The 14116-nt window shown below is 66.3% G+C and carries 13 protein-coding genes; 4 read left to right on the forward strand and 9 right to left on the reverse strand.

Annotation, left to right across the window (positions count from 1 at the left end):
- Positions 1-73 precede the first annotated feature (73 nt).
- A complete protein-coding gene (locus tag BLW48_RS16200; RefSeq protein WP_093073331.1) occupies positions 74-427 on the reverse strand; it encodes an alpha/beta hydrolase in 354 nt (117 codons plus the stop codon).
- 405 nt (positions 428-832) lie between these two features.
- Between BLW48_RS16200 and BLW48_RS16205 the strand changes: the two genes are divergently transcribed.
- Positions 833-2335: a short-chain fatty acyl-CoA regulator family protein gene (locus BLW48_RS16205; RefSeq protein ID WP_093176201.1), complete on the forward strand. Its 1503-nt coding sequence runs from the start codon at positions 833-835 to the stop codon at positions 2333-2335.
- Here the strand turns inward: BLW48_RS16205 and BLW48_RS16210 are convergent.
- Entirely contained in the window at positions 2277-3131 is an 855-nt protein-coding gene (locus BLW48_RS16210; RefSeq protein WP_093176204.1) for a hypothetical protein, read from the reverse strand. The two genes, BLW48_RS16205 and BLW48_RS16210, sit on opposite strands and share 59 nt — an antisense overlap.
- 183 nt (positions 3132-3314) lie before the next feature.
- Between BLW48_RS16210 and BLW48_RS16215 the strand changes: the two genes are divergently transcribed.
- Positions 3315-4241, forward strand: coding sequence for a LysR family transcriptional regulator (locus BLW48_RS16215; RefSeq protein WP_093176207.1), 927 nt, complete (start codon positions 3315-3317; stop codon positions 4239-4241).
- A 12-nt stretch (positions 4242-4253) separates the two neighbouring features.
- Here the strand turns inward: BLW48_RS16215 and BLW48_RS16220 are convergent, their stop codons facing one another.
- The 3 genes from BLW48_RS16220 to gcvA are packed head-to-tail and all read right to left on the reverse strand — an operon-like array spanning position 4254 to position 6645.
- A complete protein-coding gene (locus tag BLW48_RS16220) occupies positions 4254-4997 on the reverse strand; it encodes a hypothetical protein (protein ID WP_256330787.1) in 744 nt (247 codons plus the stop codon).
- Entirely contained in the window at positions 4994-5632 is a 639-nt protein-coding gene (locus BLW48_RS16225) for a DUF1345 domain-containing protein (protein WP_093176211.1), read from the reverse strand. The genes BLW48_RS16220 and BLW48_RS16225 overlap by 4 nt, the downstream gene beginning before the upstream one ends.
- A gap of 32 nt (positions 5633-5664) precedes the next feature.
- Positions 5665-6645, reverse strand: a complete 981-nt coding sequence (gene gcvA, locus BLW48_RS16230; RefSeq protein WP_093176214.1) for a transcriptional regulator GcvA — start codon at positions 6643-6645, stop codon at positions 5665-5667.
- Positions 6646-6778: 133 nt separating this feature from the next.
- Between gcvA and BLW48_RS16235 the strand changes: the two genes are divergently transcribed.
- Complete coding sequence (locus tag BLW48_RS16235; RefSeq protein WP_093176216.1) at positions 6779-8074, forward strand: MFS transporter; 1296 nt, start codon at positions 6779-6781, stop codon at positions 8072-8074.
- A 151-nt stretch (positions 8075-8225) separates the two neighbouring features.
- On the opposite strand, the gene mmsB is transcribed toward BLW48_RS16235, so the two are convergent.
- Genes mmsB through BLW48_RS16255 form a run of 4 tightly spaced genes read right to left on the reverse strand, consistent with a single transcriptional unit; the run spans position 8226 to position 12997 of the window.
- Positions 8226-9122, reverse strand: a complete 897-nt coding sequence (mmsB, locus tag BLW48_RS16240; protein ID WP_093176219.1) for a 3-hydroxyisobutyrate dehydrogenase — start codon at positions 9120-9122, stop codon at positions 8226-8228.
- Between the two features lie 40 nt (positions 9123-9162).
- Positions 9163-10278: an enoyl-CoA hydratase/isomerase family protein gene (locus tag BLW48_RS16245; RefSeq protein WP_093176223.1), complete on the reverse strand. Its 1116-nt coding sequence runs from the start codon at positions 10276-10278 to the stop codon at positions 9163-9165.
- Positions 10279-10306: 28 nt separating this feature from the next.
- The gene (locus tag BLW48_RS16250; RefSeq protein ID WP_093055649.1) at positions 10307-11461 is read right to left on the reverse strand and encodes an acyl-CoA dehydrogenase family protein; all 1155 of its coding nucleotides are present in this window, start codon (positions 11459-11461) and stop codon (positions 10307-10309) included.
- 12 nt (positions 11462-11473) lie between these two features.
- A complete protein-coding gene (locus BLW48_RS16255) occupies positions 11474-12997 on the reverse strand; it encodes a CoA-acylating methylmalonate-semialdehyde dehydrogenase (RefSeq protein ID WP_093073314.1) in 1524 nt (507 codons plus the stop codon).
- 153 nt (positions 12998-13150) lie between these two features.
- Between BLW48_RS16255 and BLW48_RS16260 the strand changes: the two genes are divergently transcribed.
- Positions 13151-14107: a LysR family transcriptional regulator gene (locus BLW48_RS16260; RefSeq protein ID WP_093176225.1), complete on the forward strand. Its 957-nt coding sequence runs from the start codon at positions 13151-13153 to the stop codon at positions 14105-14107.
- Positions 14108-14116 lie beyond the last annotated feature (9 nt).

A 14116-nucleotide genomic window follows, 5' to 3' on the forward strand; every position in this document is an offset into this window, starting at 1 on the left:
AAAAACCGGACGCTGCTTTCGCAGGTCCGGTTTTTTATTGACGTGTGACTGAGGCGGCTTGCGCCGCCTTCAATTACAGGCCGGCTTGACGCGTGAAGGTCAGGCCCTTCGCTTGCGAGGGGATCACGCTGCCAGCGAAGGTTTCGGGACGCAGGTTCTGGCCAGGTGCGTGTGCAGCGGCAACAGCCTCGCTGCGAACAGTGGCGCGGTCGACCGAAGCGGCCAGGGCGGGCGTTGCGGTCGACGCAGCGCCTTCGTTGTCGCCATAAGCGTTGCCGGCACGGGCAGCTGCCACGGCTTGGGGCGCCACTTCGGCGCGGCTGTAGCCGGAGGTCAGGGGCTGAACGCCTTCGTAGGTTTCTGCATGGGCGCCAGCGGCGGCGAGCAGGGACAGAGCGGCGGCGGCGAGGATGTTCGAGGTCTTCATTTCAATTCCTTCTTCATTGGGCTTTTGGGTGCCCCAAGTGTGCACCGCGATTCCTAGGGTAAACCCCCGCTCAATCGAATCGCAGTGTTCATGAAATTGAAACAATAACGAGGAACTTTCGGTCGAGGCTAACTCAACTGTCCTTTCGGTCGCCGGAAATGCGGTTAGTTTGTGTACTTTTCTTCTAGCCCGTCAAGCGACGGCCATCGCGCAAGCAAATCCCAGCACGTTGCATGCCAGCTACCGCGCCCTGCAAGCTCCCCGTCTCCCCAATGGGCCGGTCCGCGAGCTTTGCACAATTCGCAATTCAAGAAAGATCGTGCCCATAATGAAGGCCTGATTGGGCAAATGGTTGCGAATGAGCCTCGCCGTATTTGCGAATCTTGCGAATAACCGGATAAAGCGATGAAGAAGACTTTCATGGGCGTGCGGCTGCGCAGCCTGCGCGAAGAGCGCGGCCTGAGCCAGCTCGCGCTCGCGCAGCAGTTGGGCCTGTCGCCCAGCTACCTGAACCAGATCGAGCAGAACCAGCGGCCGCTCACGGTGCCGGTGCTTCTGCGCCTGCATGCCACGCTGGGCGTCGACATCCAAGCCTTCTCCGAAGACGAAGAAGCGCGCCTCATCGCCAGCCTGCGCGAGGCACTGGCCGACAACCCCGGCGGCGATGCCGTCGCGCTGGCCGAGCTGCGCGAAGTCGCCACCCAGATGCCCGCCGTGGGCCGCGCATTGGTCGCGCTGCACCAGCGCCATCGCGATGCGATGGAGCGGCTCGAAGCACTGGCAGGCGAACTCGGCGACGGACGCGGTGATCTCGCACGAATGCCGCAGGCGCGGCCCATGCCCTTCGAGGAAGTGCGCGACTTCTTCTTCGCGCACCAGAACCACATCGCGCCGCTCGATGAAGCGGCCGAAGCCCTCGCCGCGCAATGGCGCCTGCGCGAAGGCAGCCCCGGCGACCGCCTCGCGCGCCAGTTGCTCGATACGCATGGCGTGCGGGTTGTGCCCGCCGAAGACGGCGAGGCCGGCGCGCAGCGGCGCTACGACCCGGGCTCGCGCGTGCTGAGGCTCTCGCCCTACCTGGAGCCCGGGCAGCATGCATTCCAGCTCGCCACGCAGCTCGCCTTCTTCGAGGTGGGCGACATGCTCGACGAGCTGGTGGCCGCCGCGCCGCTGTCGAGCGACACCGCTCGCTCGCTGGCGCGCATCGGCCTGGCCAACTACTTCGCCGCCGCGCTGCTGCTGCCGTACGGCGAGTTCCTCGAAACTGCCGAGCAGTTGCGCTACGACATTGACCAGCTGGCGCGCCGCTTCGGCGTGGGCTTCGAAACCATCTGCCACCGCCTGAGTTCGCTGCAGCGGCCCGAGGCGCGAGGCGTGCCTTTCTTCCTGATCCGCGTCGATCGCGCGGGCAACATCTCGAAGCGGCAATCGGCCACGCACTTCCACTTCTCGAAGACCGGCGGCACCTGCCCGTTGTGGAACGTGTACGAGGCCTTCGCGCAGCCCGGCCGCGTGCTCACGCAGCTCGCTCGCATGCCAGACGGACGCGCCTACCTCTGGATTGCACGCACCGTGTCGCACGGCTACCGCGGCTATGGCTCGCCCAACAAGACCTTCTCGATCGGGCTGGGCTGCGACATCAGCCACGCCACGCGGCTGGTCTATTCAAAGGGCATGGACTTGCGCGATCCCGACGTGCCCACACCCATCGGCGCGGGCTGCAAGGTGTGCGAGCGCGAGGCCTGCCCGCAGCGCGCGTTTCCGTTCGTTGGCCGGCCGCTCGACGTGGACGAGAACCAGAGCCGGTTCATGCCTTACGCGGCGGCACCGTCCGGCAACAACGCGATCGTCAGGAGCGCGGCCAGGCGCGCACCAGGGTCCGCAGCGCGACCCCGCCGCTCCCCTTGACCTCGGCGCGGTAGGTGCCCACCAGGGCCTCGCGCTCGGCCGCGGCCTGCGGGTCGTTGCGCCAGGCCAGCAAGGCCGCCACATCGGCATCGGGCAGCGCGGCGAGCAGTGCCTGCGTTATCTGCTTTTCGAACTCGCGCGCCACCAGCATCAGGTTGCGCGGGCGCGTCGACGTCACACCACGCGACCACAGCGTGTCGAGAGCCATGTCGAGCGTGCGGTCCGGCAGCGAGCTGAGTTGTCCGCCGTTGCCGCGCGCCAGTTGCTTGACCACCGCGCTCATCAGCAGCTGGCTTGAAAAGTCGATCTCGCGAACATCGGCCACGGCCATGCGTTCGAGCAGTTCGGTGCGCACGGGGTCGGCCGGCTTGGCGCGCTCGCGGTTGAAGAACTCGGCCCTGCCGGCCTCGCTCATGGCGGTGTAGTCGGTGCGCAGCTTCACGAAGCGGGCCACGGCGGCCTGCACTTGCGGGCTGAGTGCGGCACCGCCGTTGCCTGCCGATGCCACTTCCTGCTGGATAGCGGACACCGAGGCAGCGGTGTTGAACGCGCGCGTGGCAGCCGTGTCCAGCGCCTTGAGCGCCTTGTCGGCGATGGCTTGGTCATCGGGGTCAAGCAGCTCCTTCGCTCCGCGCGCGACGGCACCGGGTGCATAAGACGCCTGGTAGCGCGCCTGCACGCCTTCGAACTGCAGGAGTGCTTCCGCACGGTTCTGCGCCCAGCCCATCAACGGGGCCAGAAACAGCAAAAGCAACAGGGAGAAACGGAACGGCGAAAGACGGTTCGGAGAGAGCATGGTGCCATTATTGGCACACCTGCCCGCTCCCCACGTCGCGCCATCTTGTGAAGTAACGCAAAAGTTCAGGCTCGTCGCCATGGAATCAAAACGTGCCGGCTTGCAGCCAAGCAACTGGATGTGACCGGCCGCGAGGCATATGATTCAACCGAGATATTTCGCAAATTCGATTGAATATTTTTCATGCTCCAGTCGATCCTCGAAATACGTCATCTACGCACGCTCATCGCGCTTCGCGACACCGGCAGCCTGGTGCGCGCGGCACAATTGCTCAACCTTACGCAATCGGCGCTGTCACACCAGATCAAGTTGCTCGAAGACCGCTACGACGCACAGCTGTTCGAGCGCAAATCGGTGCCGCCGCAGTTCAGCACCACCGGCCTGCGTCTGCTGCAGTTGGCCGACACGGCGCTGCCGCTCATCGAAGAAGCCGAGCGCGACGTGGCGCGGCTCGCGCTGGGGCGCAGCGGCCAGCTGCGCATCGTGGTCGAGTGCCACGCCTGCTTCGACTGGTTGATGCCGGCAATGGATGCGTTCCGCCAGCGCTGGCCCGAGATCGAGCTCGACATCGTCTCGGGCTTTCACTCCGACCCGATCGCGCTGGTGACGCAGAACCGCGCCGAAGTGGCGATCGTGTCCAGGGAAGGCTCCGACGAAGCGGTGGACTATCACGCGCTGTTCCGCTTCGAAATCATGGCCCTGCTGGCCAACGACCATCCACTGACGGCCAAGGCCTACCTCACGGCGCGCCACTTCACCGACCAGACGCTCATCACCTACCCCGTGCCCGATGAAGTGATCGACGTCTTGCGGCAGGTGCTGGCGCCTGCGGGCGCGGAGCCTGCGCACCGGCGCACGACCGAGTTCACGGTGGCAATGCTGCAGTTGGTAGCCAGCGGGCGTGGCGTGGCAACGCTGCCGCTGTGGGCGGTGCAGAACTACCTGGACCGCGGCTACGTCACTGCCCGGCGCGTGGGCAGCAAGGGGCTGACGGGGCGGCTCTACATGGCGTGCACGCCGGGCACGTCGGAGCAGCCGTGGCTGGCGGACTTCGTGCGCATCACGCGAGAGAACTGCTTCAAGAGCCTGCCGGGAATCGAACTGCTCTGAGCGTTTTTCTCTTCAGAACCGCGTGCCCACCGACAGCCGCACCATGTCCTGCGCGGTGAAGTTCACCTTCGGGTCGTAGGCTGCGCGAATGAACCAGCGCGGCCAGTCGTAGGTGACTGTCAGGCCCGCGCGGCGAATGAACCGGCCATCGACAGTGCCCTGCTTGGCCAGCAGGTCGACAGTCAGGCGTTGCCGCTCGGGCAACGGCATGCGGTAGATTAGATGCACGTCCTGCTGGTCGGGGTTCAGCCGGTTGTCGCGGATCAGCGAGAGTGACAGCGCCGTGCCGTCCGTCCACTTGTAGCCGCCATACACCGTGTACGAATCGTTCGGGTCGAAGTTCAGGTTCGCGTAGTTGCGAAGGTTGGTGCGGCCCAGCCCCGTGCCGACGAACCAGCTGTCGCCAGTTTCCACCGCCAGGCTGCTGCCCACGAACCCACCCGAGGCGGCCTGCAACGACGGCAGCACCCGCACCGGCCCCAGCGTGAAGGTGTGGTCCCACCCCACGCGCGGCTGCGCGAAGTCGAGTACCGGCGAGCGGAACCAGCCGATCCAGACATTGCCGTCCCCGTAGGTGTAGCGCAGGTTCATGTCCAGCCCCGGCCCCGCGGGCAGGCCGCCGCCGGAAACCCGGTAGGCGCCCACGGTGAGCTTGAATGGCAGTTCGGCCGGTTCGTCGTCGGCCCGCGCGGCCGGCGCGAGGCACAGCAGGGCCGTGGCGGCGACGAATCTTCGATGGCGTGCCGGCGTGCTCAAAACATGCTCGCACCGATGTTGATGAGCAACGCGAGCACAGTCGTGTTGAAGAGGTAGGCCAGGATGCAATGCACCGAGCCGATACGCCGCAGAGGCTTGGACACGAAGGACACATCCGCTGTCTGCCCCGAGGTGCCGATCACCGCGGAGAAGTAGAAGAAGTCGCCGTAGGTCGGCGGTTCGTCGTCCGGAAACTGAAGGCCGGGTTTTCGCCCCTGGCCCGCCCCGGCGTAGTAGTCATGCGCGTAGTGCAGCGTGAACATGATCTGCGTGAAGGCCCACGACGACATCACCGTGAGCCCGGCCAGCGTGATGTGCGCGATCTTCTCCAGGCCATGCATGTCCTTCACCACCGCGAGTTCGCCGCCGATGGCCGCCAGGCTCGCAATGGCCGACACCACCACCAGCACGAGGATGACGATCTGCCCATCGTCCTGCATCTGCGCGCGATAGCGCATGTGCTGCTGCGACGACCGGGTCATCATGACCGCGGCCAGCAGCACGTACAGGCAGGCTCCCGTGTTCCACGCGATCAGCAGGCGCGTGACCAGGTGGGCTTCGACAGCCGAGGGTATGAGCACGCCGGTCGCAATGGCGATGGCCGTGGCAATGAAGAGTCGCGGCCGGGCGGCCATCGGGCGGAGGAATCTGTGTCGCTGGAGTTTCATCAAGGCTTGGGCACGGCACGCCGCCGGGGTGGCGGCGCTACGGCCTGACCTGCGACTGTCGACGATGCTCTCTTGCGGCTACCTGACGAAGCGCCTTTCTGGCGCACCGCACCGAGCAGCCAGTCACGAAAAGCCGCGACTTTCGGCCGGTCGCGGCTGCCCTCGGGGCACACGAGGTAGTACGCGAAGTCTTCGAGCCACGTCACTTTCGAGAGCTGCACGAGCCGGCCCTGCGCGATCTCGGGAGCCATCATGGCCGCGGGCAGCAGCGCCGCGCCCTGCCCTGCGAGCACCGCCTGCAGCAACAGGCTAGCGTCGTCGAAAGAAGGCCCGCGCGCCGGGCCGGCATCTTCGATGCCCTGCGCCTCGAACCACAGGCGCCAGCCCTTGCGATCGGCATCGTTCACGCGCGGCCACCGCAGCAGGTCGGCCGGCTTTTTCGGCTTGCCGTATTCGACGATCAGCGCGGGAGCGGCGACGGGAACCATCTCGACCGTGAGCACGCGCTGGCTGGCAAGCCCGGGGTACTGGCCCATGCCGTGACGGATGGCGACGTCTACGCCGTCGCGCGAGAAATCGGCCAGCGCATTGCTGGTCAGCACCTGCAGGTCGATGTCGGGATGTGCGTCCTGGAAGGACTTCAGGCGCGGCACGAGCCAGGCGGAAGCAAAGAACGGCGTGGCGCTCACGGTGAGCAGGCCGGTCTCCGCAGGCACGGCCACCTTCTGCGTGGCATCGCTGATCTGCCTGAAGGCATTGCGCACGGGCGGCAGATAGGCCTGGCCCGCGTCGGTCAGGAAGACGCCGCGATTGACGCGGCGGAACAGCTGCACGCCGAGATGCAGCTCCAGCGTCTTGACGAGCTGGCTCACGGCGCCGGGGGTCACGCACAGTTCGTCCGCCGCGTTCTTCACCGAGAGATGGCGCGCCGTGGCTTCGAAGGCGCGGAGTGCGTTGAGGGGCGGGAGCTGGTGTTCCATTATTTAGAAATTCTGATTCAGAAACAGCAGAAATTCTGGTTTTCGGCTCAGACTGATAAGCGGGAGTATTCGCACACCCGAAATCAATCAATTCAGATATTCTGATCTTTAAAGGTCTATTCCCTTGAGCCACATGCCATCCCCATCGCAAGCCGGCGGCCTCTTCCGCGGCTGGCTGGTGGTCGCGGGCGCCTTTGCCGTGACCTTTGTCGGCTTCGGCAGCGCCTACACCTTCAGCGCCTTTCTCGAATCGCTGCAGAAAGACTTCGGCGCCTCGCGCGGCTCGGTCTCGCTGGTGTTCTCGCTGGCGGGCTTTCTCTACTTCGGCCTCGGCGTGCTCAGCGGGCCGCTGGCCGACCGCTGGGGTTCGCGGCGACTGGCCGTCGCCGGCATGGTGCTGGTCGGGCTGGGGCTGGCGCTTGCGGGGCAGGCGCGGAGCCTGACGCAGATCTATCTCGCTTATGGGCTCGGCGTCGGCCTCGGGGTCGGTGCGTCGTACGTGCCGGTGCTGGGCGCTGTGCAGCGCTGGTTCGTCAGGCGGCGCGGCTTTGCCTCGGGGCTGGCCGTGAGCGGCATCGGCGTGGGCACGCTGGTGATGCCGCCACTGGCCTCGTTCTTCATCGAGACGCTCGGCTGGCGGAACGCCTACTTGGCGCTAGGCGCGCTGGCGGTGGTGGTGGGCGTAGGCATGGCGCTGCTGATCGAGAACGACCCGCGCGACCGCGGGCTCGGCCCCGACGGCGATCCGCCGCAGCCGAAGGCTGCATCGGCCCAGGCCGAGGGCTTCACGGTGCGCAATGCCGTGCGCTCGCGGCGCTTCGCCGGCCTGTACGTGGCCTGCCTCATCAGTTCCTTCGGCCTGTTCGTGCCCTTCGTGCATCTGGTGCCCTACGCGCTGGACCATGGCGTGCCCAATGCGCATGCGGTGCTGCTGCTGGGCGCCATCGGCGTCGGCAGCACGGCCGGGCGCTTCTTTCTGGGCGGGCTGGCCGACCGCATGGGGCGCGCGCAGACCATGCTGCTGATGTCGACCGGCATGGCGCTGTCGCTGCTCGTGTGGGCAGCGTCCAGCGGCTTCTGGGGGCTGGCGGTGTTCGCGTTTTTCTACGGCGCGTTCTACGGCGGCTTTGTCGCGCTGTTGCCGGCGCTGGTGATGGACTACTACGGCGGACGCAACATCGGCGCGATCATCGGCGTGCTCTACACAAGCGTGGCCTTCGGCACGCTGGTCGGCCCGGCGGCCGCGGGCTTTGCCTTCGATGTGAGCCGCAGCTACCTGCTGCCGATTCTTTTCAGCGTGGGGGCCAACCTCGTGGCGGCCGGCATCATGTGGGCGATGTCGCGGATGGACGCTTCTGCAAAGCTGGCCAGCACGGCCTCGCCGCGGGGTACAGTCGGGCATGACCCAAGCACCGCCCGCCGCTCCTAGTCCGCCTCCCGCATCGGCTGCACCTGCCGAAATCACGGAAAACCAGGCGATCATGCGCGCCTGGGTGCTTTTCACCGTGTTGTTCGTGGTGGTAATCGGCCTGCTTTGGGCTCTGCACTCCCACTACGGCTGACCACCGCCAGCGTCCGGCTCAGGACGCCTTCTGCACCAGCTTCAGCACGCTCGAAAAATCGAGCGCGCCATGGCCCGCGAGGCTGTGTGCCGCATAGAGGCTGCGCGCCAACCCACCCAACGGCGTTGCCGCGCGCACGGCGGTCGCGTTTTCCTGCGCGAGCCCCAGGTCCTTGAGCATCAGGTCGGTGCCGAAGCCGCCGGCATAGTTCTTCGAGGCGGGCGAGGTATCCATCACGCCCGGCATCGGGTTGTACTTCTCGAGCGCCCAATTGCCGCCCGAGCTGCGGCGCATGATCTCCGACAGCACCTTCGGATCGAGCCCGTTGGCCACGCCCAGTGCCAGCGCCTCCGAAGTGCCGATCATCAAAATGCCGAGCAGCATGTTGTTGCAGATCTTCGCTGTCTGACCCGCACCGGCAGCGCCGGCGTGGAAGATGTTGGCTCCCATCTTTTCGAGCACCGGACGCGCGCGCTCCAAGTCTTGCACTTCGCCACCGACCATGAAGGTCAGCGTGCCGGCAATCGCGCCGCCAGTGCCGCCCGACACGGGCGCATCGATCATCGCGATGCCCTTGACGGCGGCCGCTTCAGCCACCTTGCGCGACGTGGCCGCTGCGATGGTGCTGCTGTCGATCACCAGCGTGCCGGCGCGAATGCTGTCGAGCAGGCCGGGCTTGCCAGCGCCACCGAGGAACAGGCCCTCGACATGCGCGCTGGCCGGCAGCATGCTGATGACGACTTCGGCGTCGACCACCGCTTCTGCAGCCGAAGCGGCAATGGGCAGGCCGTCGCCGCCGAACTTCTTGCAGGCCTCGGCCGAGAGGTCGAAGGCGCTGAGCGTGTGGCCGGCCTTGAGCAGGTTCATGGCCATCGGGCCGCCCATGTTGCCGAGGCCGATGAATGCGATCTTCATTTGTCTTGTCTCCGTTGTTCTGTGCGGGAAATGATGAAACTCAGACCAGCGACGCCAGCTCGGCAGGCATTTCGCCGCGCGGGCGCAGGTGGTCTTCGATGAAGGCGGGCGTGATCTCGTCGAGCGTGGCCGGGCTCCAGCGCGGGTTGCGGTCCTTGTCGACCAGCACGGCGCGGATGCCTTCGGCAAAGTCCTTGTGCGCGCAGAAGCCGAGCGAAGCCCAATACTCAAGGCGGAACACTTCGGCCAGCGACATGCGCAGCACGCGCTGCCACAGCTCGAAGCTCAGCGCAGCCGAACTCGGCGCGCCCTTGGCGAAGGTCTTGGCCGCCGTCTGCAGCCACGCGTCGTCGCTTTGCAGGTCATGCAGGCGCTTCGCGATGTCGAGCAGGTCGTCGCCAGCCATCAGGGCGTTGATGGTGTCGTAGTGCTCTCGCACCTTCGAGGCCGGCATCTCCGCGCCCTCGCCCGCCTTGGCGAGGATGCGCGACAGCGTGGCGCGGTCGGCCTTCTGCTCGCCTGCCCACTGCGTGGCGCCGATAGCTTCGAGCACTTCGCCCTTGCGCTCCTGCGGCACCAGCACGTCGGCCAGTCCGCAGAAGATGGTGTCGGCGGCGTTGACGTTGGCGGCCGTGAGCGCGAGAAACAGCCCCGTGCGGCCCGGCGTGCGGCGCAGGAACCAGCTGCCGCCCACGTCCGGGTACAGGCCGATGTTGATCTCGGGCATCGCGATGCGGCTCTGCAGCGTCATCACGCGGTGCGATGCGCCAGCCAGCAGGCCCACGCCGCCACCCATCACGATGCCGTGGCCCCAGCACAGAAAAGGCTTGGGGAAGGTGTGGATCAGGTAGTCGAGCTCGTACTCCTCGCGGAAGAAATCTTCGGCATAGGTGTTGCGCGCGGGGCCACAGTCGAGCAGCGTCTGGTAGAGCTGGCGCAGGTCGCCGCCGGCGCAGAAGGCCTTCTCGCCTGCCGCCTGCAGCAGCACGCCGACGATGCCGGCGTCCTGCGCCCATTCGCGCAGCTTTGGCGTGAGCAGACGCACCATGTCCACGGACAGCGCGTTGAGCGAAGCCGGTGCGTTGAGCGTGGCCACGGCAAAGCGCTGGCCACCGGCGGTCTTGATTTCGTCGAAGAGAACTACGGAGTCGGTCATTGTCTTGAGGGGTTCTGGATGCGAGGCTTCAGCGGATATCGCTGTCCCCTTCCAGCAATTTTCGCGCAACGATCACGCGCATGATCTCGTTGGTGCCTTCGAGGATCTGGTGAACCCGCGCATCGCGAACCAGCCGCTCCAGCGGGAACTCGCTCAGGTAGCCGTAGCCCCCGTGCAGCTGCAGCGCGTCGTTGCAGACGTTGAAGCCCGCATCGGTCGCGAAGCGCTTGGCCATCGCGCAATAGGTGCTCGCATCGGCATGGCCGGCATCGAGCTTCGATGCCGCGAGCCGCACCATCTGCCGCGCAGCGACGAGTTCGGTCGCCATGTCGGCTAGCTTGAACTGCAGCGCCTGGAAGCTCGCCAGCGGCTTGCCGAACTGCTGGCGCTCGTGCAGGTAGCGGCGCGCTGCATCCAGCGCGCCCTGCGCAGCACCCACCGAGCAGGTCGCGATGTTGATGCGCCCGCCGTCCAGCCCTTTCATGGCGATGCGAAAGCCCTCGCCTTCCTTGCCCAGCAGGTTCTGCGCGGGGATGCGCACGTTGTCGAAATTGATGGTGCGCGTGGGCTGGCTGTTCCAGCCCATCTTGTGCTCCTTCTTGCCGTAGCTGATGCCCGGCGCGTCGGCCGGCACCGCGAAGGCCGAGATGCCACTCGCGCCCGCGCCACCCGTGCGCGCCATCAGCACCAGCACGTCGGTCGAGCCCGCACCCGAGATGAAGGCCTTGCCGCCGTTGATGACGTAGTCGGCGCCCTGCAGCTCGGCGCGCGTCTTGAGCGAGCCAGCATCCGAACCGGCGCCGGGCTCGGTCAGGCAGTACGAGGCGAGCTTGCGCCCGCTTGTCAGCTCTTCGCCCCACTGCTGCGCCACCGCATCGGTCGCCCAGGTGCCGAGCATCCACGTCGCCATGTTGTGGATCGTGATGAAGGCCGTGGTCGAGGGGTCGACCGCGGCCATCTCCTCGAACACCAGCGCTGCGTCGAGTCGCGGCAGGCCGAGGCCGCCGACGCGCTCGGGCGCATAGAGGCCGCAGAAGCCCAGTTCGCCGGCCTTTGCGATGGCCTCCTTCGGGAAGATGGCTTCCGCATCCCACTGCGCCGCGTGCGGCGCGAACTCGGCCTGTGCAAAGTCGCGCGCAGTCTGTGCGAAGGCGCGCTGCTCTTCGGAAAGTTCGAAGTCCATCCGGCGGACTTCTTACTTGAGGCTGATCGTCGTGTTCACGCCGTGCGAGACGGTGCTGTCGTCGAACCAGCGTGCCGTCACCGTCTTGGTCTGCGTGTAGAACATGATGACCTGCTTGCCGTACGGGCCCAGGTCGCCCAGCTTCGACGCACGCGAGCCGGTGAACGAGAACATCGGAACCGGCACAGGAATCGGCACGTTGATGCCGACCTGGCCCACGTCGATGTCTTCCTGGAAGCGGCGCGCCGCGGCACCCGACTGCGTGAAGATCGCCGTGCCGTTGCCGTTCGGGTTGCTGTTGATCAGCTCGATGGCTTCGTCGATGTTCTCTGCATCGGCAATGCACAGCACCGGGCCGAAGATTTCCTGGTCATAGATCGTCATGCCGGGCTTCACGCCGGTGAAGATCGTCGGGCCGACGAAGTTGCCCTTCTCGTAGCCGGGTACGGTGGGCTTGCGGCCGTCGAGCACCAGTTGAGCACCGTCGGCTTCGCCACGTTCGATGAGGCTGTTGACGCGGTCGTACGCCGCGCACGAAACCAGCGGGCCCACGTCCACGCCCTTTTCAGTGCCGGCGCCGATCTTCAGCGTCTTCGCCTTCTCGATGAGCTCGGGCACCCAGTTGCGCGCCTCGCCCACCAGCACCGCAACCGACACCGCCATGCAGCGTTGACCGGCGGCGCCGAAGCTCGCGCCGGCCAGCGCATTGAGCGTCTGCTCCTTGTTGGCGTCGGGCATCACGATGGCGTGGTTCTTCGCGCCCATCATGCATTGCGCGCGCTTGCCGTTCAGCGTGGCGCGGTTGTAGACATGCGTGCCGACCTTGGTCGAACCCACGAAGCTGATCGCCTTGATGTCCTTGTGGTCGCAGATGCCGTTGACGATGGCTTCGCCGCCATGCACCACGTTCAGCACGCCGGGCGGAATGCCGGCTTCCAGCGCCAGTTCGCACAGGCGCATGGTGACCATCGGGTCTTGCTCGGAGGGCTTCAGCACGAAGGTGTTGCCGGTGACGATGGCCATCGGGAACATCCACAGCGGAATCATGGCCGGGAAGTTGAACGGCGTGATGCCGGCGCACACGCCCAGCGGCTGCAGCAGCGTGTAGGTATCGACGCCATTGGCCACGTTGTTGGCCAGCTCGCCGAGCTGCAGGTTGCCGATGTTCGATGCGTGCTCCACCACCTCGAGGCCGCGGAACACATCGCCTTCCGCGTCGGGCAGCGTCTTGCCCTGCTCGGCCGTGAGGATCGCGGCGAGCTCGCCCATGTGTTCGCGAATGAGCTGCTGCAGCTTCAGGAAGATGCGGGCGCGCGCACCGATGGGCGTCTTGCGCCAGGTCTTGAAGGCTTCCTTGGCAGAGGCCACGGCGGCATCCAGCTCGGCCGGCGTCGCGAAGGGCACGCGGGCCAGCACCTGCTGCGTGGCCGGATTGACGACGTCGCGCCATTCGGTGGTCTTCGATTCGACCAGCTTGCCGCCGATCAGCAATTTGACGGTGGCGACCTGGGTCGAGGGCGTGGTGGTGGCGTCCATGGGGTTTGTCTCCTGTGAATCCGGTGAAATTCGGGTGCCGGTCTGGCCGGTTCGGTCACGCATCCTAGCTTTGCAGATTTGCCATGACAATAGACAAATATGCGCGGCCGCTTTGCAAAAATGCAGAGCCTCAAACCGGAGACACGAGAGCACATGGACTGGGACAACCTGCGGTACTTTCTGGAGCTGGCGCGCTCGGGCACGCTGATGAGCGCGGCCCGTCGGCTCGAGGTCGACCACACCACCGTGGCGCGCCGTATCCAGGCACTTGAAAAGGAAGTCGGCGCCCCGCTGTTCTCGCGCGAATCGGGCGGCCACCGGCTCACCGAGGCGGGCCGGCGGCTGCAGCCGCAGGTCGAGGCAATGGAGAGCGCCTTCCGCACCGTGGAAAGCGCAGCGCCGGCTTCGCAGGAAGGCCTGTCGGGGCTGGTGCGCATCGGCGCGACCGAGGGCTTCGGCACGGTGGTGCTGGCACCGCAGCTGGCGTTGTTCGCGGTGCGGCATCCGAAGCTCACCATCGATCTGCTCGCGATGCCGCGCCTCGTGCATCTGTCGCGGCGCGAGGCCGACATCGTGATCTCGCTCGAGCGTCCGGCGCGCGGGCCGGTGGTGGTCACCAAGCTCACCGACTACACGCTGCGGCTCTACGCATCGAAAAAGTACCTGGCCGCGCACAAGCCCATCAAGACGCGCGAAGACCTGCGCGGCCACACCTTCATCAGCTACGTCGACGACCTGCTTTTCAGCAAGGAACTGCAGTACCTCGACGAACTGCACCGCCCCGACGCCTTCGCGCTGCGCAGCACCAGCGTGCTCGCACAGCACAGTGCAGTGGTCGCGGGCGCAGGCATCGCGGTACTGCCAGCCTTCATCGCGGAGAACGACAACGCGCTGCGCCCCGTGCTGCCCGAGCAAGCGAACTTCACGCGCACGTTCTGGATGTCGATGCCGGCAGAGACCAAGCATCTCGGGCGCATGCAGACGATGTGGAACTTCCTGCGCGAGACGGCACAGGCGCGGCAGGCGCTGTTGCTTCTGGCCCCGCCCGGCGATGAGAATGGCGCGTCACAGCAGCAACGCCCGGCCCGCCCGCGCAGGCCAACCCCGTAGCCAGCCCCC

Source organism: Variovorax sp. YR266 (genome assembly GCF_900107295.1).
Taxonomy (GTDB): Bacteria; Pseudomonadota; Gammaproteobacteria; order Burkholderiales; family Burkholderiaceae_C; genus Variovorax.